This is a genomic window from Streptomyces sp. NPDC021020 (genome assembly GCF_044333285.1).
Classification (GTDB): Bacteria; Actinomycetota; Actinomycetes; order Streptomycetales; family Streptomycetaceae; genus Actinacidiphila.
This window is the reverse complement of record NZ_JBIRQQ010000008.1, coordinates 419,057-443,703: the sequence shown is the minus strand read 5'-3', so window position 1 is coordinate 443,703 and position 24,647 is coordinate 419,057. Positions and strand designations below refer to the sequence as shown.

The window sequence follows — 24,647 nt, the reverse complement described above, 5'->3', positions numbered from 1 at the left end:
TCACCGGCCCTCACCCGCCTCTTCCGCGGCGTCCGGCGCGGGCGCGGTGCGCAGAATGCGTATCCGCTCGGCGCGGTGGTGCCCGACCTCGGCGACGCGCAGCCGCCAGCCGGGCAGGTCCGCGGTGTCGCCCACCGCGGGGATCCGCCCGAGCAGGTCGGCGACGAGCCCGGCGACGGTCTCGTACGGGCCCTCGGGCGCCTCCAGGCCGATCCTGGCCAGCGTGTCGACCCGGCAGCCGCCGTCGGCGTCCCACGCGGGGCGGCCGTCCTCGGACGGGGCCTGCGCCAGTTCGGGCAGGTCGACGGCGTCGTGCTCGTCGCGGACCTCGCCGACCAGCTCCTCGACGATGTCCTCCAGGGTGACGACCCCGGCGGTGCCGCCGTACTCGTCGACGACCACGGCGATGGGCTGCTGGCTGCGCAGCAGTTCCAGCAGCGGCTGCGCGGTGAGTGTCTCGGGCACCAGCAGCGGGACGACCGCGATACGGCTGACGGGGGTGCGGTCGCGCAGCTCGGCGGGCACCGCGAGGGCGTCCTTGAGGTGCACCATGCCGACGATGTCGTCGAGCCGGCCGCGGTAGACGGGGAAGCGGGACAGGCCGGTGGCGCGGGTGAGGTTGAGCACGTCCGCGGCGGTCGCGGTGTCCTCCAGGGCGCTCACCCGCACCCGCGGGGTCATCACGTTCTCGGCGATGAGGTCGCCGAGGGAGAGGGTGCGGACGAACAGGTCGGCGGTGTCCTGTTCGAGCGCGCCGGCCCGCGCGGAGTGCCGGGCCAGCGAGACCAGCTCGGTGGGGGTACGGGCGGAGGCCAGCTCGTCGGCGGGCTCCACGCCGAGCATCCGCACCAGGCGGTTGGCGGCGCCGTTGAGCAGCTCGATGACGGGCCGGAAGGCACGGGAGAAGGCCCGCTGGGGTCCTGCGACCATCCGGGCGACGGCGAGCGGCCGGGAGACCGCCCAGTTCTTGGGGACCAGCTCGCCGACCACCATCTGGACCGCGGAGGCGGCCATCATGCCGGCCACGACGGCGATGCCGGGGGCGGCGCCGTGCGGGATGCCCGCGGCCCGGATCGGGCCGGTGAGCAGGTCGGCCAGGGCGGGTTCGGCGAGCATGCCGACGACCAGCGAGGTGATGGTGATGCCGAGCTGGGTGCCGGACAGCTGGAAGGAGAGCTTGCGCAGGGCGGCGACGACGCCGGCCGCGCGCCGGTCGCCCTCGGCCGCGGCGCGTTCGGCGGCGGGGCGCTCCACGGTCACCAGGCCGAATTCGGCGGCGACGAAGAAGCCGTTGGCGATGATCAGGACGAGGGCCGCTGCGAGCAGCAGCAGGGACGTACTCATGAGGCCGCCGCTCCGGGTTTTCGTGGCGGAGGGGCGGCGCTGGTACTACCGGACGGTGCGTCCATCGGGGTGTGGGTGTCACTCCTCGGTCGGGATGGCAGGTCGGCGGGCCGCGCGCGTACGGCGCGGCCCCGTTCCAGAGTAGTCAACGGCCCGCCGACCGCGAAGGACGGCGGGCGGCGCCTTCACGACGGCTTCACCGCGGGCCGGGAAGGCAGCGGTCCCCGGGTCACCTCGCGTCACGCCCGTCACCGGGCGCCTCACCGAGCGCGGTGACCAGCTCGCGCAGCAGCCGGGCGTCGACGAGGGCCTGGCGGCGGGCGATGCCGGGCTGGATGCCCATGACGGCGAGCGTGGTGCCGTCGGCGAGGTCCAGGTGCACCCAGGCGTCGCCGGGGCGCAGCCGTACGCCGAGGATCTCCGCCCAGGCCAGCCGGCGCCGGACGACCACGTTGACGACGGTGAGGCCGTCGTGGTCGGCGACCGCCCTGGGGCGGCTGAGCAGCGCGAGGACGCCCAGCGCGAGGACCCCGACGACGGCGATGCTGACCCGGTCGCCGGTGGTCCACGGCGACGCGCCCTCGGCCGGCATGAGCACCGCCAGGGTGACGAGCGTGGCGAGCAGCAGCACGCCGACCGTGAGCAGCACCACACGGGTGAGCAGCGGCCGGAAGGTGACCGGCAGCCGCGCGACGGCGCCGGCGGGGGCGCGGACCTGCTCCCGGTCCGCGCCGCCGTCGGGGGCGGTCACAGCCGGGCGGCGTGGATGCCGGTGGTGAGGATCGCGCGGGCGCCGAGGTCGTACAGCTCGTCCATGATCCGCTGGGCGTCGGTGGTGGGGACCATCGCCCGCACCGCGACCCAGCCCTCGTGGTGCAGCGGGGAGACGGTCGGCGACTCCAGGCCCGGGGTGAGGGCCACGGCCTGGTCGACGTGCTCGGCGCGGATGTCGTAGTCCATCATCACGTAGCGCCGGGCGACCAGGACGCCCTGCAGCCGGCGCAGGAACTTCTGCACCTTGGGGTCGCCGGCGGGCGCGCCGACCGGGCGGACGACGACCGCCTCGGAGGCCATGATCGGCTCGCCGAAGGTCTCCAGGCCGGCGTTGCGCAGCGAGGTGCCGGTCTCCACGACGTCCGCGATGACCTGGGCGACGCCGAGCTGGATCGCGGTCTCCACGGCGCCGTCGAGGTGGACGACGGTGGCGGCCACGCCGTTGTCGGCGAGGTGCTTCTCGACGACGCCCTCGTAGGACGTCGCGATCGTCATGCCGCCGAGGTCGGCGACACCGGCCGCGGTGCCGGGGTGGGCGGCGTAGCGGAAGGTGGAGCGGGCGAAGCCGAGCTGCAGGATCTCCTCGGCGCTGGCGCCGGAGTCGAGCAGCAGGTCGCGGCCGGTGATGCCGATGTCGAGCCGGCCGGAGGCGACGTAGATGGCGATGTCGCGCGGGCGCAGGTAGAAGAACTCCACGTCGTTGGCGCTGTCGAACAGCACCAGCTCCTTGGACTCCTTGCGCTGCCGGTAGCCGGCCTCATGGAGCATGGCCGCCGCGGGTCCGGACAGCGAGCCCTTGTTGGGGACGGCGATGCGCAGCATGGGGTGGGGTTCCTTCGCTCGGAGCGGTGTCAGGGCGGGGTGGTGCAAGGGGGTGCGTACGGGTACGCGGACGTGCGCGTGCGGCCCGCGCGCGGGTGGCGCGGGCCGCACGGCTCACAGATGCGCGTACACGTCGTCCAGCGAGATGCCGCGGGCGACCATCATCACCTGGACGTGGTAGAGCAGTTGGGAGATCTCCTCGGCGGTGGCGGCAGCGCCCTCGTACTCCGCTGCCATCCACACCTCGGCGGCCTCCTCGACCACCTTCTTGCCGATCGCGTGCACGCCCTTGCCGACCAGCTCGGCGGTGCGGGACGTGCTGGGGTCGGCCGTGGCGGCCTTGTGCTGCAGCTCGGTGAAGAGCTGCTCGAATGTCTTGTTGGCCATGGTGGTCCTAGCGTACGGGGAAGCGCGGACCGGTCAGCGCCACGGCTCGGATAGTGAACGGATCACGGTCGCGGTGGCCACCGCGGCGGTGACCGCTTCATGGCCCTTGTCCTCGTTCGACCCGGGAAGTCCCGCGCGGTCGAGCGCCTGCTCCTCGGTGTCGCAGGTCAGCACGCCGAAGCCGACGGGCACCCCGGTGTCCACGGTGACCTGGGTGAGGCCGGCGGTGACGCCCTGCGAGACGTACTCGAAGTGCGGGGTGCCGCCGCGGATGATGACCCCGAGGGCGACGACCGCGTCGTAGCCGCGGGCGGCCGTCGCCTTGGCGACGACGGGCAGTTCGAAGCTGCCCGGCACCCGCAGCAGCGTCGGCTCCTCGATGCCGAGGTCGTGCAGGGCGCGCATCGCCCCGTCCACGAGGCCGTCCATGACCTGCTGGTGCCACTGGGCCGCGATCACCGCCACCCGCAGGTCGCCGCAGTTCTTGACGGTCAGCTCGGGGGCGCCCTTGCCGCTCACTTGTCTCCTCGGTGCTCAGTGCCGTTGCCGGCCTCGACGGTGCGGGGGCGGGCCACGGTGTCCAGCCAGGGCAGGTCGTGCCCCATCCGGTCGCGCTTGGTCCGCAGGTACCGCAGATTGTGCTCCCCGGCCCCGACCGGCATCGGCTCGCGTCCCAGGACGTCGAGGCCGTGCCGGACCAGCGCGCCGGTCTTGGCGGGGTTGTTGGTGATCAGCCGCAGCGAGCGCACCCCGAGGTCGGCCAGCACCTGGGCGGCGGCGCCGTAGTCGCGCGCGTCGGCGGGCAGGCCGAGTTCGAGGTTGGCGTCCAGGGTGTCGCGGCCGCGCTCCTGGAGCTCGTACGCGCGCAGCTTGGACAGCAGGCCGATGCCGCGGCCCTCGTGCCCGCGCAGGTAGAGCACCACGCCGCGGCCCTCCTCGGCGACCCGGCGCAGCGCCGCCTGGAGCTGCGGGCCGCAGTCGCAGCGCTGCGAGCCGAAGACGTCGCCGGTCAGGCACTCGGAGTGGACGCGCACCAGCACGTCGGTGCCGTCGTCCCCCTCGCCGATGTCGCCGGCGACCAGCGCGATGTGCTCGACGCCGTCGGTGGTGCTGCGGTAGCCGTACGCGCGGAAGTCGCCGTAGGCGGTGGGCAGTGTCGTGGACGCCTCGCGGCGCACGGTCGGCTCGGCGGAGCGGCGGTAGGCGATCAGGTCCTCGATGGAGATGATCGTGAGGCCGTGCTTGCGGGCGAAGGGGACGAGGTCGGGCAGCCGGGCCATGGTGCCGTCCTCGCGGGCGATCTCCACGATGGCGGCGGCCGGCCGCAGCCCGGCGAGCCGGGCGAGGTCGACGCCCGCCTCGGTGTGGCCGGCGCGGGTGAGGACGCCGCCGCTGCGGGCGCGCAGCGGGAAGACGTGGCCGGGGCGGACGAAGTCGCCGGGCAGGCTGGTGGACTCGGCCAGCAGCCGGATGGTGGCGGCCCGGTCGGCGGCGGAGATGCCGGTGGTCACCCCGTGCTCGGGCCCCGCGTCGACCGAGACGGTGAAGGCGGTGCGCATGGACTCGGTGTTGGAGTCCACCATCTGCGGCAGCTCCAGCCGGTCCAGGTCGGGCGCCTCCATCGGCACGCAGATCAGCCCGCGGCACTCGGTCATCATGAAGGCCACGATCTCCGGGGTGATCTTCTCCGCGGCGACGATCAGATCGCCCTCGTTCTCCCGGTTCTCGTCGTCGACCACGACGATCGGACGGCCCGCGGCGATGTCCGCGACCGCCCGCTCCACCGGGTCCAGGCGCAGATCCTCGTCGTCGAACCAGTCGTCCTGCAGTGCGGTCACGGCACTCATGCCGTCACTCCTTCCGCGACGGTGCTGCTCGGTCGGACCCGGGCCCCGGCGTCGGGCCGGCGGGTCTGCTGCCACCAGGCGTACATCCCGGCGATGACCAGGACGAAGTAGACGATGTAGACCAGCCCCGAGAAGGGCAGGCCGCTGTGGAAGTTGAGCGGCACCCCGACCAGGTCGACGGCCAGCCACGCGAACCAGAACTCGACCCAGCCGCGCGCCTGGGCGTACATCGCGGCGAGGGTGCCGGTGAAGATGTACGCGTCCGGCCACGGATTCCACGACAGCGACGGGTAGGCCAGGAAGAGCCCGGCGACCGCGGCGGTGCCGGCCCCGGTGGCGACGACCAGCACGGCGCGCTCCCGCCAGGTGGCGAAGCGGATCGCGACCCGCCCGGCGTCGTCGGTACGGCCGCCGCGCCAGCGGAACCAGCCCCACACCGCGACCGTGACGACCACGAACTGCTTGCCGACCCCGCCGCCCAGGTGCGCCGACCAGAACGCGGCGACCAGCACCACGCCGGACAGCAGCTGGACGGGCCAGGTCAGCATCGCCCGCCGCCAGCCGAGCGCGAGCGCGCCCAGGCCCAGCAGGTTGCCGATCATGTCGGACCACATGACGTGCTGGTCGAAGGCGGTGAACGCCTCGCCGTTGAGCCAGTGCAGGGCGCTCATCGCACATCTCCGGCGGCCCCGGGGGCCGTTCCCGCCGCCCCGCCGAGCATGCGCTCGACGTACTTGGCGATGACGTCGACCTCCAGGTTGACCGGGTCGCCGGGCTGCTTCACGCCGAGCGTGGTCAGCTCCAGGGTGGTCGGGATGAGGCTGACGGTGAAGAAGTCGGCGGCCGCGTCGACGACGGTGAGGCTGATGCCGTCCACGGTGACCGAGCCCTTCTCGACGACGTAGCGGGCGAGGTCGCCGGGCAGCGAGATCTTCACGATCTCCCAGTGCTCGCCCGGGGTGCGCTCCAGGACCGTGCCGGTGCCGTCCACGTGCCCCTGCACCAGGTGCCCGCCGAGCCGGCCGCCGAGCGCCATCGGGCGCTCCAGGTTGACGCGGCTGCCGGGGCGCAGCGCGCCGAGGCTGGAGCGCTTGAGCGTCTCGTCCATGACGTCGGCGGTGAAGCTGCCGTCGCCGAGGTCCACGACGGTCAGGCACACCCCGTTGACCGCGATCGAGTCGCCGTGCTTCGCGCCCTCGGTGACGACGGGCCCGCGGACGGTGAAACGGGCGGCGTCGGACTGCTCCTCGACCGCGGTGATCTCACCCAGTTCTTCGACGATTCCGGTGAACACGTCACTTCTCCTGTGCAGCAGTGGGGACGGCGGTGATACGCAGGTCGGGCCCGAGGCGGGCGACGTCGGTCACGTCGAGCCGCAACGCCTGCGCGAGGGTGCTGATTCCTGCCGGGCCGAGGGCGCCGGGGCCCGCGCCCAGCAGGGCGGGCGCGAGGTAGCCGACGACGGTGTCCACGGCGCCCGCGGCCACGAAGGCCCCGGCGAGCGTCGGACCGCCCTCCAGCAGGACGGAGCGGACGCCGCGGGCGTGCAGCTCGGCGAGCAGCGCGGTCACGTCCAGGCCGCGGGGCCCGGCGGCGGGACCGGGCGCGTAGGGCAGCCGGACGAGGTCCAGGCCGCCGAGGTGGGCGGTGTCGGCGTCCTTGGCGACGGCGACGAGGGTGGGCGCGGCGTCGTCCAGGACGCGCGCGGTGGGGCGGATACGGGCCCGGGTGTCGACGACGACCCGCAGCGGCTGCACCGCGCCGTCGACACCGCGCACCGCGAGGTGCGGGTCGTCGGCGAGCAGCGTCCCGGAGCCGACGACGACCGCGTCGGCCTGCGCGCGCAGCCGGTGCACGTCGGCGCGGGATTCCGCGGAGGTGATCCAGCGGCTGCTGCCGTCGGCGGCGGCGATCCGGCCGTCGAGTGTCGCGGCGTACTTCCACAGCACGTACGGGCGGCCGCGGCGCACCGAGGTGAGCCACGCGGTGTTGACGGCCTCGGCCTCGGCGGCGAGCACACCGCCCTCGACGTCCACGCCCGCGGCCCGCAGGGTCGCGGCGCCGCCGGACGCGGCGGGGCTGGGGTCGGCGACGGCGTAGACGACGCGGGAGACACCGGCGGCGATCAGCGCCTGGGCGCAGGGGCCGGTCCTGCCGGTGTGGTTGCAGGGTTCGAGGGTGACGATCGCGGTGCCGCCGCGGGCCGCGGCCCCGGCGGCTTCCAGGGCGTGGATCTCGGCGTGCGGGCCGCCGGCCCTGCGGTGCCAGCCCTCGCCCGCGGGCTCGCCCGCGGCGTCGAGGATCACACAGCCGACGACGGGGTTGGGGGCGGTCGCGCCGAGGGCGCGTGCGGAGAGCGCGACGGCTCTGCGCATCGCGTCGGTTTCCGTGGTGGTGGCCACCGGGTCCTCCTGCCGCATCGGGCACGGACTCCGGGGCTTCGACGCGCGCACACGCCCGGACACCCCACCCTGCGGCACCGGCAGATCGACCCGACCTGCCGCCGTGGCGGCGCACCGTCGTGAACGCCCGCCGCGCACTGCCTCCCATCCGGACTTTCACCGTCGGTCCAGGAATTTCACCTGGTCAACCGGCCGCTGGATGCGGCCGGGTCGCGGACTGTAACCGCCGGTTCGGAATTGCACCGACCCCGGAGTGCGCGTACGTCACTAAGTACGCTCCCCAGTCTGCCACGCCGGACGGCCGCGGCTCCAGGGCGTTTCCCCGCCGCTCTCCCCCGGCGGGTGTGTGCTCCACCACTGCGCCCGCCCGGCGCACGCGGGCGCCCGGCCCCGCGGGGCGCCGCGGCCGGGGCCGCCACCAGGGCCTTCACCTGCCGCTACGCCGCCGCGACCCGCCGACGGCGCTCCCCCGCGGCGCGGCTCGGATCCGTCCCCGCGAGGACCCGCGGCCCCGCTCCGTACCCGGGGCCCGCCCCACGAAGGCCCGCGCCCGTACCCGGGTCCGCCCCCGCAAGGACCCGCGGCCCAGCTCCGTACCCGGGTCCGCTCCTGCGAAGACCTGCGGCCCAGCGCTGTACGGGGCCGACCCCCGCGAAGACCCGCCCCCGTACCCGGATCTCAGCCCGCGGGCGCGAAGACCGCCTCCTGCGCCGAATCCATCGCCGTGATGACCGCGCCGCGCAGGATCGGGCCGGACGGGATCGCGGTGGGCAGCACCGTGGTGCGCAGCGGGGACAGCCGGGCCAGCCGGTCGCCGACGCGGTCGGCGAGGTCCTGGCCGCCCGCCGCGCCCACCTCGCCGGCCAGCACCAGCAGCCCGGGGTCGAGGACGGCGCAGATCGCCGAGGCGCCCACCGCGAGCCGGGCGGCGAGCGCGTCGAGGAAGCCGGGGGTCCCGGCGTGCACCGCGTCCGCGGCGGCGGCCGCGTCGGCGGTGGCGGCGGTGCGGATGCCGTGCTCGCGGGCCAGCGCGCACACCGCGCGGCTGCCGGTGAGCCCGTGGAAGCCGTCGTCGCAGTTGGTGGCGGTGGGCAGCCGCCCGGTGGTCGACACCGGCAGGAAGCCCACCTCCCCCGCGCCGCCGGAGAAGCCGCGCCGCAGCCGCCCGTCGAGGACGAGGGCGGCGCCGACGCCGCCGCCGATCCAGAGCAGTACGAACGTCTCGTCCGGCGCGCCGCCGCGGACCCGCTGCTCGGCGACCGCCGCGAGGTTGACCTCGTTCTCCAGCAGCACCGGCACCCCGCTCCTGCGGCGGACCTCGTCGACGAGGTCGCCGTGCCAGGCGGGCAGTTCGCCGGTGACGGCGAGCCGCCCGGTGACCGGGTTGACCAGGCCGGGCGCGCCGCACGCGACGGTGTGCAGGGCGGTGCCGCCGGCCGCGCCGAGCAGCAGCTCCACACCGCGCTCGACGGTGGCGGCCGGGTCGGCGTCCGGCGCGACGGTCAGCGCGGCGCGGGTGACGGTGTGGCCGAGGAGGTCGGCGATCTCCACGCCGATGCTGTCGACCCGCACATCGAGCCCGGCGACGTGCGCGCGGTCCGCGACGATCCCGTAGACGCGCGCGTTGGGGCCGCGGCGGGCGGCGCCGGACTCGCCGACGACCTCGATCAGGCCGGATTCCTGGAGGCGCTCGACGAGGTCGGCGACGCTGGGCCGGGAGAGCCCGGTCAGCTCCTTCAACTGCGCGGCGGTGAGCGGCCCTTCCTGCTGGAGCAGGCGCAGGGCGAGCCGGTCGTTGATGGCTCTGGCCGTACGCGGGGACGCGTTCTCGGCGGGGCGCGCGCGGGTGGCGGTCATGCGGGCGATCCTTCCAGACCGGTGGGTGCCCGGGACTTAACTTTCAGGCAGGCTTCCTGATAGTTTACGCACCATGACCACGCCCACCGCCGACACCGGCTGGACACCCGCCCGGGTGCGCCGCTCCCATCTGGCGATCGCCACCGTCTTCGCGGTGCACGGAGCCGCGCAGGGCACCTTCGCCACCCGCATCCCGTGGATCAAGGACCATCTGGACCTCAGCGCGGGCGGGCTGGGCATCGCGCTGGTGTGCCCGGCGATCGGCTCGGTGCTGATGATGCCGCTGGCCGGGCGGCTGATGCACCGGCTGGGCTCGCGTACCGCGCTGCGGATGCTGCTCGCGCTGTGGTGCGCGGTCCTCGTGCTGCCGCCGCTCGCCCCCGGGCTGCCCTTCCTGTGCCTGGCGCTGCTGGCGTTCGGCGCCAGCGCCGGCATGGCGGACGTCGTGATGAACGCGGTCGGCGTCGCCGTCGAGGAGCACAAGGGGAAGTCGATCATGTCGGGGCTGCACGGCATGTGGAGCGTCGGCACCCTGGTCGGCGCCGCCGTCGGCGTACCCGCCGCGCACTCCCACCTGGACGGGCGGATCCACCTCGGCGTGGTCGCCGCGGTGCTGGTGGCCGTCGCGCTGCTGCTGTGCTCGCAGGTGCCCGACCTGCACCCGGCGGCCGACGAGGACGCGCCGCCGCGCTTCGCCCTGCCGCCCAGGTCCGCGCTGGTGATCGGCGCGATCGGCTTCTGCGGCGTCTTCGCCGAGGGCGGCACCGCCGACTGGTGCGCGGTCTTCCTGCGCGACATCGCGCACGCCTCGCCCGCGATCGCGGCGCTCGCCTACACCGCGTTCTCCTGCACGATGGCCACCGCCCGGCTGCTGGGCGACATCGCGGTGCGCCGGCTCGGCGCCGTCCTGGCGATCCGGGCGGGCGGCGTGATCGCCACCGCGGGCGGCCTGCTGGTGGTGTTCGCCCACTCCCCGGCCCCGGGCATCGCGGGCTTCGCGCTCATCGGCGTCGGGATCTCGGTCGTGGTGCCGCTGTGCTTCGCGGCCGCCGGGCGCAGCGGGACCAACCCCGCCCGGACGATCGCGGGCGTCGCGACCGTCACGTACACCTCGGGCCTGGTCGCGCCCGCTGCGATCGGCGGCATCGCCGGGGCGTCGTCGCTGACCGTCTCCTTCGGCCTGGTCACCGCCCTGACGCTGGGCCTGGTGTTCGGCGCGGGAGTGGTCGGGACGCACGGCGGTGCGAGCCAGAAGGTGGCGGGCGGCACGCCCGCACCGGCCGCGTCGATGACGGCGGCCGACTGATCCCGCCGGGGGGCGGCGGCCCCGACCGGAGTGGGAGCCGGTCCGGTGTCAGCCGCCCCCCGGCGTACCCCCTCCCCCGGCGGACCCGCCGCCCCCGGGGGAACCGGTGCGCAGGTACGCAGGCGCGACCAGCCGCAGCGCGTGGTAGCCGACCAGCACCAGGATGGTGCCCAGCGCGATGCCGCTGAGCGAGAAGGTGTCGGTGATCTTCAAGGTGACGTCGCCGATGCCCGCGACGACGCCGCCCGCGATCGGCACCAGGTTGACCGGGTTGGCCAGGTCGACCCGGTTCTCCACCCAGATGCGCGCGCCGAGCAGGCCGATCATGCCGTAGAGGATGACGGTGATGCCGCCGAGCACCCCGCCGGGGATCGCCGCGACGACGGCGCCGAACTTGGGGCACAGCCCGAAGAGGATCGCGAAGCACGCGGCCGCCCAGTAGGCGGCGGTGGAGTAGACGCGGGTCGCGGCCATCACGCCGATGTTCTCGGCGTAGGTGGTGGTGGCCGGGCCGCCGAAGGCGCTGGAGAGCACGGTGGTGGCGCCGTCGGCGGCGATCGCGGTGCCGAGCACGGAGTCCAGCCGGTCGCCGGTCATCTCGCCGACGGCCTTGACGTGCCCGGCGTTCTCCGCGACGAGCGCGATCACCACCGGCAGCGCGACGAGCACCGCGGAGCCGTCGAAGGAGGGCGCGTGGGTGCTCGGCCACCCGAACCACGCGGCGTGCCCCACCTCGTGCAGGTCCAGCCGCCAGTGGCCGCCGGTGTGCCCGGCGGGGGTGTCCTTGACGCCGATCCGGCCGAAGACGCGGTCGAAGAGCCACGAGATCCCGTAGCCGAACAGCAGCCCCAGGAAGATCGCGATCCGCCCCGCGAAGCCGCGCAGCCCCACCAGCGCGAAGCCGGTGAACAGCAGCGTCAGCAGCGCGGTCCACTGGTCCTGCGGCCAGTACGTGCCCGCCGCGACCGGCGCGAGGTTGAAGCCGATGAGCAGCACCACCGCGCCCGTCACCGGCGGCGGCAGCACGGCGTGCACGACGCCCGGCCCGAGCGCGCGCACCGCGAGCCCGCACCCGCACAGCACCGCGCCGGTGACCAGCAGCGCGCCGGTGAGGGTCGCGCTGTCGCCGCCCTGCGCGCGGATCGTGGCGGCCACGCCGACGAAGGACAGGCTGCTGCCCAGGTAGCTGGGGACGCGCCCGGCGGTCGCGAGCAGGAACAGCACGGTGGCCACGCCCGACATCAGCACGGCGAGGTTGGGGTCCAGGCCCATCAGGACGGGGGCCACGAACGTCGCGCCGAACATCGCGACGACGTGCTGCGCGCCCAGCCCCGCCGTGCGCCCCCAGCTGAGGCGCTCGCCGGGCCTGACCACCTGGCCGGGGCGCGGGCTGCGGCCGTCGCCGTGCACCGTCCAGCCCACTGCGCGCACCATGTGCCCCGCTCCTCGCCGCCGACCCCCCGCCGTGTGCGTCCTCAACGTAAGCGGCGGGGGTCCGGCGGCGCGGCCGCGGAAGGGCCGCCGGTCCGCGGGGTTCATACGGTCGGCTCACCGGGAGCCGGCGAGGGGAGGGCCTGCCGCGCGGAGTGGTCACGCAGCGGCAGGGCAGTGGTTCGGCGGACGCGCACGGGGGAATCGCGCCCGCCGAACCGAACCCCACGTTACCGGCGCCCGCCGCCCCGGAGGGAGCCCGCAACGGGCAATTCATTCCGCGGGATTACGCCATGGCACAGGCGCGCATTCACCTGCCCTCCCCCGTACGGCAGTTGACCTGCCGTCAGGCGGTCGCCCGGGGGAACAGCAGTACGATCAGCGGGCCGTCAGATCCTGCAGTCCGACCACCCGCAGGAGCTGTAGCCGCTCGTACGACTCGCTGCCCGGCCGCGCGGTGTAGACGATGAGCTGCTGGTCGTGCCCGGCGCTCAGCAGCACCTCGCAGTCCAGCGTCAGCTCCCCCACCACCGGGTGCAGGAAGCGCTTGGCGTCGGAGCGCCGTACGGCGACCAGGTGTTCGTCCCACAGCCGGGAGAACTCCGCGCTGACCGCCCGCAGTTCGGCCACCAGCGCGGCGGCGCGCGGGTCGTCGGGGCGGGCGGCGAGCACCGCGCGCAGGTTGGCGACGCTCGCCCGGGCGTGGTGCTCGCGGTCCTCCGCGGGGAAGATCGCGGCGGCGGACGGGTCGGTGAACATCCGGCGCATCATGTTGCGCAGCGCGGGCGGCCGGGCCGAGGCGTCGCCGCTGAGCGCGACCGACATCGCGTTCTGCGCCAGGACGTCGCCGATGTCGCTGACGACCTGGGCGGGCGTGTCGTGCAGCCGGTCCAGGACCAGCAGCAGCCCGGGGCGTACATGCCCGCCGCCGGCGGTCTCCCGCGGCGGCTCCTCCCCGCACAGGTGGAAGAGGTGGTCGCGCTCGTCGGCGGTCAGCCGCAGCGCGCGGGCCAGCGTGGTGAGCATCTGCCGCGACGGATGCGGGCCGCGGGACTGCTCCAGCCGGGTGTAGTAGTCCACCGACATGCACGCCAGCTGGGCGACCTCCTCCCGGCGCAGCCCCGGGGTACGGCGGCGCGCGCCGCCGGTGAGGCCCACGTCCGCGGGGGTCAGCCGGGCACGGCAGCGGCGCAGGAAGTCGGCGAGTTCTGGTCGGTCCACCCCTCCAGCATGCGGCCGGCGGCGCGGGCTATCCAGGGAGTGCCACTCCCCGGATCCGCAGGTCCCTGCCGGTCCGGCGGGCGCCGCCGCAGGGTAGGCGCCGGCGCCGTCGTGTCCCAGGGCATCACGCGGGTGCTGTACGCGCCCGGCATCGCGACCGCGTCCACGACGTCGCCGCCGACGCCCCGGTCCCGGCGGCCGAGCTGCACCGGCTGGGCGGCGTCCCCGAAGGCCGCGCCGGCGTGCGGGTGCGGCCACCCGCACGGGTGGCCGGGGCACGTGTCGCGGTGCGCCGTGCGGCGGGGGTGGTGCGGGCGCGGACAGACTGGGGCGTATGACGACCGACGTAGCCGCCGTGCTGGAGCGGATGAGGGCCACCGACGCGGGCCTGCCGTACGGGGACGGCGTCGCCGTCTTCACCCGGGTCTACGCCTCCGTGACCGAGGAGGTCGAACGGCGGCTCGCGGGCGGCGACTTCGCCGACCGGGTGGTGGCGGCCCGGCTCGCGGTGCGGTTCGCCGGGCGCTTCCTGGCGGCGGTCGAGGACGACGCGGCGGGCCGCCGCCCGCCCGCCTGCTGGCGCCCGCTGTTCGCGATGCGCGCCCACCCGGGGGTGCGGCCGCTGCAGTTCGCGCTGGCCGGCGTCAACGCGCACGTCGGCCACGACCTGGCGCTCGCGGTGCTGGACACCTGCCGCGCCACCGGGCTCGGACTCGCCGCGCTCGAAGCGGACTTCGACCGGATCGGCGAGGTGCTCACCGCGATCGAGGAGCGCGTCCGCGAGGAGCTGATGCCCGGCCCCGACCTGCTGGAGGCCGCCGACCCGCTCACCCACGTCGTGGGGTGCTGGTCGCTGGCCCGCGCCCGGGACGCGGCCTGGGCGGCGGCCCGGTTGCTGTGGGCGCTGCGCGGCTCCCCGGCCGCGTACGACGAGTGCGTGAGCCGGCTGGACGCCGGGGTGGGCCTGGTCGGCCGGCTGCTGCTGACACCGGCCGGCTGCCCGCGTCAGTCCTCGGGCAGCAGCACCGGCGCCAGCTCGTCGTAGCGGTCGCCGGGCCCGGGGTTGAGCGGGTCGGTGGCGCCGCCGAGGTGGTGCATGACGCCCCACACCGCGTTGAGCGCGGTCTGCACCGCGCCCTCGGCCCACCCGGCGGTCCACGAGATGTCGTCGCCCGCGAGGAAGAGGCCGCGCCGGTCGGCGGGCAGCGTGTCCTGCACGAAGTGCGTGAACAGCCGCCGCTGGTAGCGGTAGTGGCCGGGCAGGTTCGCCTTGAAGGCGCCCATGAAGTAGGGCTCGTTCTCCCAGGAGACGGTCACCGGGTTGCCGATGACGTGCTTCCTGATGTCGACGCCCGGGTAGATCTCGGCGAGCGAGCCGAGCATGACCTCCATGCGCTCGTGCGCGCTCAGCGGCAGCCACTTGAGGCTGTCGTCGCTCCAGGTGTACGACAGGCAGATCGCGGCGGGCCGGTCCGGCCCCTGCTCCAGCAGGTAGGTGCCGCGGGTCATCCGGTCGGTGAGCGTCATCGACATCACGTCCCGCCCGGTGCGCGGGTCCCTGTCCCGCCAGAAGGGCCGGTCGACGGGCACGAAGAGCTTGCTGGACGCCATGTAGTGGGTGCGCTCCATCGCCGTCCAGTGGTCGATCGGGAAGAGCGCGTCGTCGCAGGCGATCTTGGACAGCAGCATCCAGCTCTGCGCGGTGAAGACCACCGCCTTGTACGAGCGGATGTCGCCGGTGGTGTCGGTGACGGTGATGCGGTTGCCCGCCGTGCGGTGCAGCCCGGTGACCGCGGGGCGCGGGCTGCCGCCCTCGTGCAGCGAGGCGAGCGAGGTGCCGCGGGGCCAGTGCACGGGCTTGTCGGGGGCCTTCTCCCACAGCCGCAGCGGCAGTTGGCGGCTGCCGCCGTCGATGCTGCGGTGGTCGTCGTCGGCGCCGGTGTAGACGACCCGCAGGATCTCCAGGATCGAGTTGGGGAAGTCGGTGTCCCAGCCGCCGGTGCCGAAGCCGACCTGCCCGAAGATCTCCCGGTGCCGGAAGGAGCGGAAGGCGGGCGAGTCGCACAGGAAGCCGTAGAACGTCTGGTTGTCCAGCCGCTCCACGAGCGCGGACCATATCCGGCGGATCTCCGGTACGTCCCGCTCGCGCAGCGCGCGCTGCATCGCGGAGAAGTCGGCGCCCTCCTCCAGGCAGGCGTTCCAGGCGTGCATCACCTGGTGGTAGACCTCGGGCAGGTCCTCCACCGACGTGGCGTAGTGCGTCTCGCCCTTGAGGTCGACGACGGTCGACGGGGTCGCGGGTGCCAGCGGGTTGGGGAAGGGCGAGCTGGTCAGGCCCGCCAGGTCCGCGTAGTGCCAGAAGGCGGTGGAGGACGGCGGGAAGCGCATCGCGCCCATCTCCGCGGTCAGTTCCGGGTCGCAGCCGTCGAAGCCGACCGTGCGCAGCCGCCCGCCGATCCGGTCGGCCTCGTAGACCACCGGCCGCAGGCCCATGGCCAGCAGCTCGTACGCGGCCACGATCCCGGACAGCCCGCCGCCGACGATCGCGACCTCGGTGCCGTGCTCGGCGGGCGGCACCGCGCCGAGGCCCGCGGGGTGGGCGAGGAAGTCGTCGTAGGGGAAGGGGAAGTCGGGACCGGACATCGTGACGGGCGGCCGGGCCTGCGCCGCGATGTGCTGCTCGTCGTGGACGGCGGTGGGCACGGACGTCATGTGCGGGGGCTCCTGGCGGTGAGGGTGCGGTAGAGGTCGGGGCGGCGGTCGTCGAGGTACGGCGTGGCCGCGCGCGCCTCGGCGATCCGCGCCGGGTCGGCGTCGCCGAACAGCACGCCGGGCCCCGCCCCGGCCCGCGCGGCGACCTCGCCGTCCGGCCCGGCGAGGCAGCTCAGCCCGGCGAAGTCGTAGCCGCCCTCCGGGCCGCAGCGGTTGGCGTAGGCGACGTACAGCCCGTTCTCGTACGCCCTCGCCGGTACGAGCAGCCGCGGCACCGCCTCGTAGGGGCGCATCAGCGCGGTGGGCACCGCCAGCACGTCGGTGCCGGCCAGCGCGTGCGCGCGCACCGCCTCCGGGAATTCCACGTCGTAGCAGACGAGCAGGCCGATCACGAGGCCGTCCAGCTCGGCCTGCACGACCGGCTCGGCGCCGGGCGCGAAGGCGGCGCGCTCGTCCTCGCCGTACAGATGCGCCTTGCGGTACGTGGCCTTCGCGGCGCCGTCGGGCCCGACGAGGGTGACGGTGTTGCGGACGGCGTCCCCGTCGCGCTCGGGCGCGCCGTACACGACCGCGATCCCGTACCGCTCCGCGACGCGGGCGGCGCACTCCGCGGCGGGCCCGTCCGCGGGCTCCGCCAGCTCCGCCGCCCGCGGTCCCAGCACATAGCCGGTCCAGGACAGCTCGGGCGCGACCATGAGCCGCGCCCCGCCGCGAGCCGCCTCGCGCGCCGCCGCCTCGAACGCCGCCCCGCCGGGCCCCATCCCCTGAGCCAGCGCGATCCGCACCCCGCACTCCTTCTTTCCGCAGGTCAACCCATATGCCCTCGACGCTACGCACTGACTCCGGCGCACTCAAGAGCTATCCCTTGCGCTCCGACGAGCGATCCGTTGCGGCTTTTCCGGCTCCGCCGGTGATCCGTTGCGCGGTGCGGTGCACAGAAGGGCGCCCGGCCTCCGGGGGGCCGGAGGCCGGGCGGGGACCGGAGCGGTCAGCGGGTGTCGCCCGGAAGGGGATCCGAGGGGGACTCCATGTCCGTCTCGATCTTTTCCTTCCGCACGCGCCCGTGCACCTTCTTCTGCTCGACGTGCTCCTCGACCCGCATCCTGACCCGCTCCTTGGCGACGACCTCCGTCTCGACGACGGGGTTCTCCTCGTGCAGGGTCACATAGCGCTCGGCCTCGCCGATCTCGGCGCCGGAGCGCAGGGCCTCGCGGTCGGACGCGCTCAGCGGCTCGCGTTCGAGCTTGACCTCCTCATGGCGTACGGGGACGGTCTGCTCGACCTCCTCGACCTCGACGAACTTGCGCAGCCTGGCCTTGCCCGAGGCGTGGCGTTCGACCTTGACGTGCATCTCCTCCTCGGAGCGCGTCATGGCCTCGCCCTCGGCCGCGGCCGCGGTGCCGCGTTCCGGCGCGCCCGTGCGGCCGGGCATCCCGGACGTGCCCATCCCGGCACCCGCGCCCGCGGCGGCGGACTTGTCGCCCATCCCGCCGGAGGTGTCGGCCCCGGTGTCCCGCGCGGAGCGCTTCGTGCCCGCGGCGGCGCCCGCCGCGCCCGCCGCCCCGCCCGCGGCGGCGGCCTTGCCGGTGGTGCCGGCGGACTCGTCCTTGCCGCCGCTGCGCTCGATGCCGTAGTAGCGGTAGAGGTGCTGCTCCTCCTCGACCGACAGGTGGCCGCCGGAGTCGACGTCCACGTTGGGCGCGCCCTTGATCTTCTCCCGGGCGTACGGCACCTCCAGGTGGTCCTGGACAAGCCGCGCGGAACGGGTCGGTACGAAGGTCTCGTTGCTGCCGAAGAACCCGGTCTTGACCGTCACCCACTCGGGGCTGCCGGTGTTGTCGTCCAGGTACATGTGCTTCGCGTCGCCGACCTTCTTGCCCTCGGCGTCATGGACCGGATGGCCCACCACCTGGGGTATCTGTTCGCGCGTGATCATGTCGCCTCCTCGGGGCTGCCGTGACCTGGGAACGGTCACTGAACGGATTACCCGGGAGAATCCGGCAAAACCTATCGAACCCGATATTTTCCCCAAGGGTCCGCGCGCCGGCCGGATCAGCCGGGGCTGCCCGCCCCGTAGCGGCGCAGCAGCGGCGAGAGCACCAGCACCGACTTGGTCCTGGTCACGAAGGGCTCGCCGGCGATGCGCTCAAGCACCTGCTCGAAGTGCCGCACATCGGCGGCGAAGACCTGCACGACCGCGTCCGCCTCACCGGTCACGGTCGAGGCGGACGCCACCTCCGGGTAGCGGGACAGACCGCGCCGGATGTCGTCGGGCGAGGTGTTGTGGCGGCAGTACAGCTCCACGAGGGCCTCGGTCTGCCAGCCGAGCGCGGCCGGGTCGACGCGCACGGTGAAGCCGGTGATCGCCCCCGCCGCCCGCAGCCGGTCGACCCGGCGCTTGACGGCGGGGGCCGACAGGCCCACCTCGGCGCCGATGTCGGCGTAGGTGCGGCGGGCGTCGGCGGCCAGCGCGTGGACGATGCGTTCGTCGAGTTCGTTCAGCGGCACGAGGCCCGACGCTACCGCCGGCTACTGCCAGCTGGCGTGCAAGGGCTTGCCCTCGGCGTATCCCGCGGCGCTCTGGATGCCGACGATCGCGTTGCGCTCGAACTCCGCGAGCGAGCCCGCACCCGCGTACGTGCACGCGCTGCGGACCCCGGCGATGATCGAGTCGACCAGGTCCTCCACACCGGGCCGCGCCGGGTCGAGGTACATCCGCGAGGTGGAGATGCCCTCCTCGAAGAGCCCCTTGCGCGCCCGGTCGTACGCCGACTCCTCGCTGGTGCGGTTGCGGACCGCGCGGGCCGAGGCCATGCCGAAGGACTCCTTGTAGAGCCGGCCGTCCGCGGCCTGCTGGAGGTCGCCGGGCGACTCGTACGTCCCGGCGAACCACGAGCCGATCATGACGTTGGAGGCGCCCGCCGCGAGGGCCATCGCGACGTCCCGCGGGTGGCGCACACCGCCGTCGGCCCATACGTGCTTGCCGTGCCGGCGCGCCTCGGCGACGCACTCCAGGACGGCGGAGAACTGCGGGCGGCCCACCCCGGTCATCATCCGGGTGGTGCACATCGCGCCGGGGCCCACGCCGACCTTGACGATGTCGGCGCCCGCCTCGATCAGATCGCGGGTGCCCTCGGCCGACACCACGTTGCCCGCGACGACCGGCACCCGCGGGTCGAGCGCGCGCACCGCGCGGACCGCGGCGAGCATCGACTCCTGGTGGCCGTGCGCGGTGTCCACCACGAGGGTGTCCACCCCGGCCTTGAGCAGCTGCGCGGCCTTGCCCGCCACGTCCCCGTTGATGCCGACGGCCGCGGCGATCCGCAGCCTGCCCTCGGCGTCGACGGCGGGCTGGTAGAGCGTGGCGCGCAGCGCGGCGGTCCGGGTGAGGATGCCGGCGAGCCGGCCGTCGGCGTCCACGGCGGGCGCGAGCTTGCGGTGCGCGTCCTCCAGCCGGTTGAAGGCGTCCCGCGGGTCGATACCGGCGTCCAGCACCAGCAGGTCGGCGGACATCACCTCGGACAGCTGGGTGAAGCGGTCCACGCCCGTCAGGTCCGACTCGGTCACGACACCGACCGGGCGGCCGTCCTCGACGACGACGCCCGCGCCGTGCGCCCGCTTGGGCAGCAGCGACAGCGCGTCGGCGACGGTCTGGCCGGGGGCCAGGGTGATCGGGGTGTCCAGCACCAGATGGCGCTGCTTGACGTAGCCGACCACGTCGGCGACGACATCGATCGGAATGTCCTGCGGGATGACCGCGAGCCCGCCTCGGCGGGCCATGGTCTCGGCCATCCGGCGGCCGGCGACGGCGGTCATGTTGGCGACCACCAGCGGGATCGTGGTGCCGGTCCCGTCGGGCGACCGAAGGTCCACACCCTGCCGGGAGCCCACCGCGCTGCGGCTGGGCACCATGAAGACGTCGTCGTACGTCAGGTCGTACGGAGGCTGAACATCGTTTATGAAACGCACGTACTTCATATTTGCATGCGCGGGGAGACAACGCCTACGGATGAACGTCCGGCTCTTGGCCGACCGCACTCGTGTCTTCCTCCAGGACGACCCGCAGCTCGGTGTCGGTGTCCCGCCAGAACAGCTCGGCGTCCCGCAGGATGTCCCGCACGATCCGCCACTCGCGCGGCAGCGCCCGCGCGAAGCCCGGCCAGCCGCGGACCTCCAGCCGCCGCCCGTCCGGCCCGGCGGGCCACCACGACAGGTCGGTGAGGCAGTCGGCGAGCGAGTCCCAGGTGCGGCCGAACCACTCCGGCAGGCCCAGGTCGGCGGTGCACCGGTCCATGAACGCCTGCCGGTCGCCGACGCCGGTCAGGTCGAGCACGAGCATGGGCCGATGCTGTCACAGCAGGTGCCGGGGCGCGCGGCAGCGGCGCGCCGGTCAGCAGCGCTCGCCTGCGTTCACTCCGGTGCTCGTCAGCGCTCGTCAGCGCTCGTCGGGGTCGGTGCGCTCCAGCGCCGGGCGCTCCGCGGGGCCGGTGCCGGACAGCAGCCGGTCGGCGGCGGCGATGTCGGTGACCAGGCTGGTGACCAGGCCCGAGCGCAGGACCGCGTCGATCGCGGCGGCCTTGCGCGTACCACCCGCGATGGCCACCACCTCGGGGATGCGGCGCAGCCGGTCGGCGTCGATGGTGATGCAGCGCTCCCCCAGGTCGCGGCCCACCCGGCGGCCGGCCGCGTCGAAGAGGTGCGAGGACATCTCGGCGGCCACCCCGAGCCCGGCGTAGTGCTCGCGCTCCTCGTCGGTGAGCGCGTCGTGGACCGTGGAGACCCCCGCCTCCCACGAGCCGACGGACACCACCGCGACGGTCACCTTGTCGTAGTAGCCCATGACCGCGGCGATACCGCTCTGGCCGCGCAGCGCGGCGGCGGTGGCCGGGTCGCCGAGCACCATGGGCGCGTACAGCGGGTGCGCCTCGCCGCCGGAGACGGCCGCCGCGGTGCGCACCGCCTCGACCGAGCCGCGCTCGGCGGTGCCGACGTCGTAGACGCCGGTGAGCTGGACGACGGTGCAGGGGGCGAGGCGGTCGATCGCGTTGGCCATGGTGATGATGGAGCGGCCCCAGGCCAGGCCCAGCACGTCGCCGTCGCTGACCAGCTCGCCGAGCAGGCCGGCGGCGACCGCGCCCAGGTTCTCCGGGTCGGGGGCGTCGGCCTGGTCCTGCGGGGTCTGCACGACGACCGCGTGCCGCAGCCCGTAGTGCGCGCGCAGTGCGTCGGAGCGTTCGGCGTCCAGCTCGGCCGGTACCCGGATCTCGATCCGCACCAGTTCGCGTTCCAGCGCCGTCTCCAGGACCCGGGCCACCTTGAAGCGGCTCACGCCGAACTCCTCGGCGATCTGGATCTTGGACTTCCCCTCCAGGTAGAAGCGACGCGCCATCGCCGCCGCCTGGACCATCTCCCCTGGGCCCATGCGCGCCTGCGCGCGGCCTGTGCTCACGTCCGTCTCTCCCCAGTCGCCCGGCCGGTCCGGCTTCCCCGCCCATCCTCGCAGACGCCGGGGGTTACGGGCGCGTAAGCACCCGGCGGCCGCAGATCAGTGCCGGTGTGCCTTGGCGGCCTGCTCGCGCAGGCCCCGCACGGCCGCCGCCGGGTCGTCCGCGCCGTACACCGCGTTGCCCGCCACGAAGTTGTCGGCGCCGGCCTCCGCGCAGCGCTCGATGGTCTCGGCGGACACCCCGCCGTCCACCTGGAGCCAGATCTCCAGGCCGTGCTTGTCGATCAGCTGCCGGGTGCGGCGGATCTTGGGCAGCATGATGTCCAGGAAGCTCTGCCCGCCGAAGCCCGGCTCCACGGTCATGACCAGCAGCATGTCGAGTTCCGGCAGCAGGTCCTCGTACGGCTCGATCGGCGTCGCCGGCCGCAGCGCCATCGACGCGCGGGCGCCCTTGGCGCGGATCTCCCGGGCGATACGTACGGGCGCGGCCGCGGCCTCGACGTGGAAGGTCACCGACGAGGCGCCGGCCTCGACGTACGCGGGCGCCCAGCGGTCCGGGTCCTCGATCATCAGATGGCAGTCCAGCGGGGTCCCGGTCGCCTTGCGCAGCGACTCCACCACCGGCAGACCCAGCGTCAGGTTCGGCACGAAGTGGTTGTCCATCACGTCGACATGGAGCCAGTCGGCACCCTCGACCGCCTTGGCCTCGTCGGCCAGCCGGGCGAAGTCCGCGGACAGGATGCTGGGGCTGATCTGCACGCTCATGGCCCCAGCAAACCAGATCGCCGGGCACCGCGAAAACCCGGTACGGGCCCGCCCCCGCGGGGCCCGCCCCGCCGCGGCCGACGGGCGCGGTCCGAACACCGGTGCCATGCTGGGACCGGCCCGCCCCGCGTACCTGCCGGGGTGTCACGGGGCCACCTCCGAGCGGACCATGGGGGGATCACGCGGATGGCGGGCACGGCGGGACGGCTGGCGCACCTGGTCACCGGACGGCGCAGCAAGTGGGTCGTGCTGGCCCTGTGGGTGGTCGTGCTCGTCGCCCTCGCCCCGCTGGCCACCAGGCTCATGGACGCGGAGAAGAACGACGCGGCGAGCTGGCTGCCCGGCGACGCCGAATCCACCCGGGTGCTCCAGCTGCAGAAGCAGTTCGTCCCCGAATCCGCCCCGGCCGTCGTCATCTACACCCGCCCCGGCGGCCTCACCCCCGCCGACGTCGCCGTCATCGGCCGCAACACCGCGGCCGTCCGCACCATGACCGCGCACGGCATCATCGGCTCGCGCACCGCGGGCCCGGTGCTCGACCGCCCGCAGGACCCGCGGGCCGCCCAGGTCATCGTGCCGATCGTGCTGGAGGAGAAGGGCTGGACCTCCGTCGAGGACGCGGTGGACGACCTGCGCGACACCGCCGGCCGCGGCACCGACGGCCTCCAGGTGCACATCACCGGCCCCGGCGGCTTCGCCGCCGACTCCAGCAAGGCCTTCGCCGGCATCGACGGCACCCTCCTCTACGCGGCCCTCGCCGTCGTCGTGGTGATCCTGCTCGTCACCTACCGCAGCCTGACCCTGCTGGTGCTCCCGGTGGTCTCCGTCATCGCCGCGCTCTTCACCACCGAGGCCCTGGTCTACCTGCTGGCCCGGCACGCCGGCCTGGTCGTCAACGCGCAGAGCGCCGGCATCCTCACCGTGCTGGTCTTCGGCGCCGGGACGGACTACGCGCTGCTGCTCGTCGCCCGCTACCGCGAGGAGCTGCGCCACCACGAGGACCGCCACGAGGCGATGGCCCTCGCCCTGCACCGCGCCGGGCCCGCCGTCATCGCCAGCGCCGCGACCGTCGCGCTGAGCATGCTATGCCTGCTCGCCGCCGAGATGAACTCCACCTCAGGACTCGGGCCGGTCGCCGCGATCGGCGTGGCCGTCGCGCTCACCTCGATGATCACGCTCTTCCCCGCACTGCTGGTGATCGCCGGCCGCTGGGTCTTCTGGCCCGCGATCCCGCACGTCGGCACACCCGAGCCCACCGCGACCGGCGTGTGGGCGCGCATCGGCCGGCGCATCAGCCGCCGCCCGCGCCTGGTGTGGAGCACCACCGTCGTCGTCCTCGGCGCCCTCGGCTTCGGGCTCTTCGCGATCAACGCGGACGGCCTGGCGCAGGCGGACAGCTTCACCGACACCCCCGACTCGGTCGTCGGCCAGCACCTCCAGGACCGCTACTTCCCCGCGGGCGGCGGCCAGCCCATGGTCGTCATCGCCCGCGCGGGCGCCGCCCCCCAGGTCACCGCGGCGCTGCGCGGCCTGCCCGGCGTCCTGCCCGCGAGCGTCGGCACCCCGCCGGGCGTCACACCGCGCAAGAACGGCCTCGTCTACCTGGAGGCCACGCTCACCCGGAAGCCCGACACCGACGCGGCCCGCCGCACCGTCGACCACGCCCGCGACGTCCTGCACGCCATCCCCGGCGCCGACGCGAAGGTCGGCGGCAGCACCGCGGTCCAGCAGGACACCGCGCGCGCCTCCACCCGCGACAATCTCCTGCTCATCCCGCTGATCCTGCTGGTCGTGCTGCTCATCCTCGCGGTGCTGCTGCGTGCGCTCGTCGCGCCCCTGGTGCTCATCGCGACCGTCGTGCTGTCCTTCGCGGCCGCGCTCGGCGTCAGCTCGCTGGTCTTCGCGCACGTCTTCGACTACGCGGGCGAGGACACCGCCTTCCCGCTGTTCGTCTTCGTCTTCCTGGTCGCGCTCGGCATCGACTACAACATCTTCCTGATGACCCGCATCCGCGAGGAGAGCGCGGCGCTGGGCACCCGGCAGGGCGTCCTGACCGGCCTCGCCGCCACCGGCGGCGTCATCACCTCCGCGGGCCTCGTCCTCGCCGGCACCTTCGCCGTCCTCGGCACCCTGCCGGTGGTCGCCTTCGCGGAGATCGGCTTCGCGGTGGCCTTCGGCGTCCTGCTCGACACGTTCGTCGTCCGCTCGGTCCTGGTCTCCGCGATCACGCTGGACCTGGGCGACCGCACGTGGCTGCCGTCCCGCCTGGGGCGCCCTTCCGCGTAGAGACCGTGCCCCACAAGGGCGCGGGGGACTGCGCGCCCAGCCCCCAC

The 24,647-nt window shown here is 74.4% G+C and carries 23 protein-coding genes and 1 riboswitch; of the genes, 3 read left to right on the top strand and 20 right to left on the bottom strand.

The window, feature by feature from the left end:
- The 10 genes from ACH4SL_RS25740 to ACH4SL_RS25695 all read right to left on the bottom strand — a co-directional run bounded on the left by ACH4SL_RS25740 (position 1) and on the right by ACH4SL_RS25695 (position 9,433).
- Positions 1-1,344 carry a hemolysin family protein gene (locus ACH4SL_RS25740; RefSeq protein ID WP_398449498.1) on the bottom strand — a complete coding sequence of 448 codons (1,344 nt, stop codon included), beginning with the start codon at positions 1,342-1,344 and terminating at the stop codon, positions 1-3.
- 229 nt (positions 1,345-1,573) lie between these two features.
- The gene (locus ACH4SL_RS25735; RefSeq protein WP_398449496.1) at positions 1,574-2,095 is read right to left on the bottom strand and encodes a PH domain-containing protein; all 522 of its coding nucleotides are present in this window, start codon (positions 2,093-2,095) and stop codon (positions 1,574-1,576) included.
- Positions 2,092-2,940, bottom strand: a complete 849-nt coding sequence (hisG, locus tag ACH4SL_RS25730; RefSeq protein WP_398449494.1) for an ATP phosphoribosyltransferase — start codon at positions 2,938-2,940, stop codon at positions 2,092-2,094. The genes ACH4SL_RS25735 and hisG overlap by 4 nt, the downstream gene beginning before the upstream one ends.
- A gap of 114 nt (positions 2,941-3,054) precedes the next feature.
- Positions 3,055-3,327, bottom strand: a complete 273-nt coding sequence (locus ACH4SL_RS25725; RefSeq protein ID WP_031517613.1) for a phosphoribosyl-ATP diphosphatase — start codon at positions 3,325-3,327, stop codon at positions 3,055-3,057.
- A gap of 33 nt (positions 3,328-3,360) precedes the next feature.
- Positions 3,361-3,846, bottom strand: a complete 486-nt coding sequence (gene ribH, locus ACH4SL_RS25720) for a 6,7-dimethyl-8-ribityllumazine synthase (protein WP_398180176.1) — start codon at positions 3,844-3,846, stop codon at positions 3,361-3,363.
- A complete protein-coding gene (locus tag ACH4SL_RS25715) occupies positions 3,843-5,174 on the bottom strand; it encodes a bifunctional 3,4-dihydroxy-2-butanone-4-phosphate synthase/GTP cyclohydrolase II (RefSeq protein ID WP_398449492.1) in 1,332 nt (443 codons plus the stop codon). Before ACH4SL_RS25715 ends, ribH begins: the two co-directional genes overlap by 4 nt.
- The gene (locus ACH4SL_RS25710) at positions 5,171-5,845 is read right to left on the bottom strand and encodes a nicotinamide riboside transporter PnuC (RefSeq protein ID WP_398449490.1); all 675 of its coding nucleotides are present in this window, start codon (positions 5,843-5,845) and stop codon (positions 5,171-5,173) included. Before ACH4SL_RS25710 ends, ACH4SL_RS25715 begins: the two co-directional genes overlap by 4 nt.
- A complete protein-coding gene (locus ACH4SL_RS25705; protein ID WP_398449488.1) occupies positions 5,842-6,468 on the bottom strand; it encodes a riboflavin synthase in 627 nt (208 codons plus the stop codon). Before ACH4SL_RS25705 ends, ACH4SL_RS25710 begins: the two co-directional genes overlap by 4 nt.
- 1 nt (position 6,469) lies before the next feature.
- Complete coding sequence (gene ribD, locus ACH4SL_RS25700; RefSeq protein WP_398449648.1) at positions 6,470-7,549, bottom strand: bifunctional diaminohydroxyphosphoribosylaminopyrimidine deaminase/5-amino-6-(5-phosphoribosylamino)uracil reductase RibD; 1,080 nt, start codon at positions 7,547-7,549, stop codon at positions 6,470-6,472.
- A gap of 157 nt (positions 7,550-7,706) precedes the next feature.
- A riboswitch (FMN riboswitch) is annotated at positions 7,707-7,837 on the bottom strand.
- A 417-nt stretch (positions 7,838-8,254) separates the two neighbouring features.
- The gene (locus ACH4SL_RS25695; protein ID WP_398449486.1) at positions 8,255-9,433 is read right to left on the bottom strand and encodes an ROK family transcriptional regulator; all 1,179 of its coding nucleotides are present in this window, start codon (positions 9,431-9,433) and stop codon (positions 8,255-8,257) included.
- Between the two features lie 73 nt (positions 9,434-9,506).
- On the opposite strand from ACH4SL_RS25695, the gene ACH4SL_RS25690 reads away from it, so the two are divergent.
- Complete coding sequence (locus ACH4SL_RS25690) at positions 9,507-10,739, top strand: MFS transporter (protein WP_398449484.1); 1,233 nt, start codon at positions 9,507-9,509, stop codon at positions 10,737-10,739.
- Positions 10,740-10,787: 48 nt separating this feature from the next.
- On the opposite strand, the gene ACH4SL_RS25685 is transcribed toward ACH4SL_RS25690, so the two are convergent.
- Together ACH4SL_RS25685 and ACH4SL_RS25680 are read right to left on the bottom strand one after the other, a co-directional pair.
- A complete protein-coding gene (locus ACH4SL_RS25685) occupies positions 10,788-12,173 on the bottom strand; it encodes a uracil-xanthine permease family protein (RefSeq protein ID WP_398449482.1) in 1,386 nt (461 codons plus the stop codon).
- Between the two features lie 375 nt (positions 12,174-12,548).
- Positions 12,549-13,391, bottom strand: a complete 843-nt coding sequence (locus ACH4SL_RS25680; protein ID WP_398449480.1) for a helix-turn-helix transcriptional regulator — start codon at positions 13,389-13,391, stop codon at positions 12,549-12,551.
- 334 nt (positions 13,392-13,725) lie between these two features.
- On the opposite strand from ACH4SL_RS25680, the gene ACH4SL_RS25675 reads away from it, so the two are divergent.
- Positions 13,726-14,436, top strand: a complete 711-nt coding sequence (locus ACH4SL_RS25675; RefSeq protein ID WP_398449477.1) for a DUF5995 family protein — start codon at positions 13,726-13,728, stop codon at positions 14,434-14,436.
- On the opposite strand, the gene ACH4SL_RS25670 is transcribed toward ACH4SL_RS25675, so the two are convergent.
- The 8 genes from ACH4SL_RS25670 to rpe form a co-directional block, all read right to left on the bottom strand.
- A complete protein-coding gene (locus ACH4SL_RS25670; protein WP_398449475.1) occupies positions 14,397-16,103 on the bottom strand; it encodes a flavin monoamine oxidase family protein in 1,707 nt (568 codons plus the stop codon). The two genes, ACH4SL_RS25675 and ACH4SL_RS25670, sit on opposite strands and share 40 nt — an antisense overlap.
- The gene (locus ACH4SL_RS25665; protein WP_398449646.1) at positions 16,100-16,864 is read right to left on the bottom strand and encodes a carbon-nitrogen hydrolase family protein; all 765 of its coding nucleotides are present in this window, start codon (positions 16,862-16,864) and stop codon (positions 16,100-16,102) included. The genes ACH4SL_RS25670 and ACH4SL_RS25665 overlap by 4 nt, the downstream gene beginning before the upstream one ends.
- A gap of 227 nt (positions 16,865-17,091) precedes the next feature.
- Positions 17,092-18,039 carry a PRC and DUF2382 domain-containing protein gene (locus tag ACH4SL_RS25660; protein ID WP_398449473.1) on the bottom strand — a complete coding sequence of 316 codons (948 nt, stop codon included), beginning with the start codon at positions 18,037-18,039 and terminating at the stop codon, positions 17,092-17,094.
- 116 nt (positions 18,040-18,155) lie between these two features.
- Positions 18,156-18,611, bottom strand: a complete 456-nt coding sequence (locus ACH4SL_RS25655; RefSeq protein WP_031517638.1) for an Lrp/AsnC family transcriptional regulator — start codon at positions 18,609-18,611, stop codon at positions 18,156-18,158.
- A gap of 21 nt (positions 18,612-18,632) precedes the next feature.
- The gene (locus ACH4SL_RS25650; protein ID WP_398449471.1) at positions 18,633-20,081 is read right to left on the bottom strand and encodes a GuaB1 family IMP dehydrogenase-related protein; all 1,449 of its coding nucleotides are present in this window, start codon (positions 20,079-20,081) and stop codon (positions 18,633-18,635) included.
- A 25-nt stretch (positions 20,082-20,106) separates the two neighbouring features.
- A complete protein-coding gene (locus ACH4SL_RS25645) occupies positions 20,107-20,442 on the bottom strand; it encodes a barstar family protein (protein ID WP_398449469.1) in 336 nt (111 codons plus the stop codon).
- 96 nt (positions 20,443-20,538) lie between these two features.
- Positions 20,539-21,552 (bottom strand): sugar-binding transcriptional regulator, encoded by a 1,014-nt coding sequence (locus ACH4SL_RS25640; RefSeq protein ID WP_398449467.1) that lies wholly within the window; start codon positions 21,550-21,552, stop codon positions 20,539-20,541.
- A gap of 96 nt (positions 21,553-21,648) precedes the next feature.
- Entirely contained in the window at positions 21,649-22,314 is a 666-nt protein-coding gene (gene rpe, locus ACH4SL_RS25635; RefSeq protein WP_398449465.1) for a ribulose-phosphate 3-epimerase, read from the bottom strand.
- Between the two features lie 186 nt (positions 22,315-22,500).
- Between rpe and ACH4SL_RS25630 the strand changes: the two genes are divergently transcribed.
- Positions 22,501-24,600, top strand: a complete 2,100-nt coding sequence (locus ACH4SL_RS25630; protein WP_398449463.1) for an MMPL family transporter — start codon at positions 22,501-22,503, stop codon at positions 24,598-24,600.
- The last annotated feature ends 47 nt before the right edge of the window (positions 24,601-24,647 follow it).

What these genes read in the sequence shown, in the direction of transcription:
- ACH4SL_RS25740 (WP_398449498.1), bottom strand. Translation starts at nt 1,344, where the DNA reads ATGAGTACGTCCCTGCTGCTGCTCGCAGCGGCCCTCGTCCTGATCATC.
- hisG (WP_398449494.1), bottom strand. Translation starts at nt 2,940, where the DNA reads ATGCTGCGCATCGCCGTCCCCAACAAGGGCTCGCTGTCCGGACCCGCG.
- ACH4SL_RS25725 (WP_031517613.1), bottom strand. Translation starts at nt 3,327, where the DNA reads ATGGCCAACAAGACATTCGAGCAGCTCTTCACCGAGCTGCAGCACAAG.
- ACH4SL_RS25715 (WP_398449492.1), bottom strand. Translation starts at nt 5,174, where the DNA reads ATGAGTGCCGTGACCGCACTGCAGGACGACTGGTTCGACGACGAGGAT.
- ACH4SL_RS25710 (WP_398449490.1), bottom strand. Translation starts at nt 5,845, where the DNA reads ATGAGCGCCCTGCACTGGCTCAACGGCGAGGCGTTCACCGCCTTCGAC.
- ribD (WP_398449648.1), bottom strand. Translation starts at nt 7,549, where the DNA reads ATGCGCAGAGCCGTCGCGCTCTCCGCACGCGCCCTCGGCGCGACCGCC.
- ACH4SL_RS25695 (WP_398449486.1), bottom strand. Translation starts at nt 9,433, where the DNA reads ATGACCGCCACCCGCGCGCGCCCCGCCGAGAACGCGTCCCCGCGTACG.
- ACH4SL_RS25690 (WP_398449484.1), top strand. Translation starts at nt 9,507, where the DNA reads ATGACCACGCCCACCGCCGACACCGGCTGGACACCCGCCCGGGTGCGC.
- ACH4SL_RS25685 (WP_398449482.1), bottom strand. Translation starts at nt 12,173, where the DNA reads ATGGTGCGCGCAGTGGGCTGGACGGTGCACGGCGACGGCCGCAGCCCG.
- ACH4SL_RS25675 (WP_398449477.1), top strand. Translation starts at nt 13,726, where the DNA reads ATGACGACCGACGTAGCCGCCGTGCTGGAGCGGATGAGGGCCACCGAC.
- ACH4SL_RS25670 (WP_398449475.1), bottom strand. Translation starts at nt 16,103, where the DNA reads ATGACGTCCGTGCCCACCGCCGTCCACGACGAGCAGCACATCGCGGCG.
- ACH4SL_RS25665 (WP_398449646.1), bottom strand. Translation starts at nt 16,864, where the DNA reads ATGGGGCCCGGCGGGGCGGCGTTCGAGGCGGCGGCGCGCGAGGCGGCT.
- ACH4SL_RS25660 (WP_398449473.1), bottom strand. Translation starts at nt 18,039, where the DNA reads ATGATCACGCGCGAACAGATACCCCAGGTGGTGGGCCATCCGGTCCAT.
- ACH4SL_RS25650 (WP_398449471.1), bottom strand. Translation starts at nt 20,081, where the DNA reads ATGAAGTACGTGCGTTTCATAAACGATGTTCAGCCTCCGTACGACCTG.
- ACH4SL_RS25645 (WP_398449469.1), bottom strand. Translation starts at nt 20,442, where the DNA reads ATGCTCGTGCTCGACCTGACCGGCGTCGGCGACCGGCAGGCGTTCATG.
- rpe (WP_398449465.1), bottom strand. Translation starts at nt 22,314, where the DNA reads ATGAGCGTGCAGATCAGCCCCAGCATCCTGTCCGCGGACTTCGCCCGG.
- ACH4SL_RS25630 (WP_398449463.1), top strand. Translation starts at nt 22,501, where the DNA reads ATGGCGGGCACGGCGGGACGGCTGGCGCACCTGGTCACCGGACGGCGC.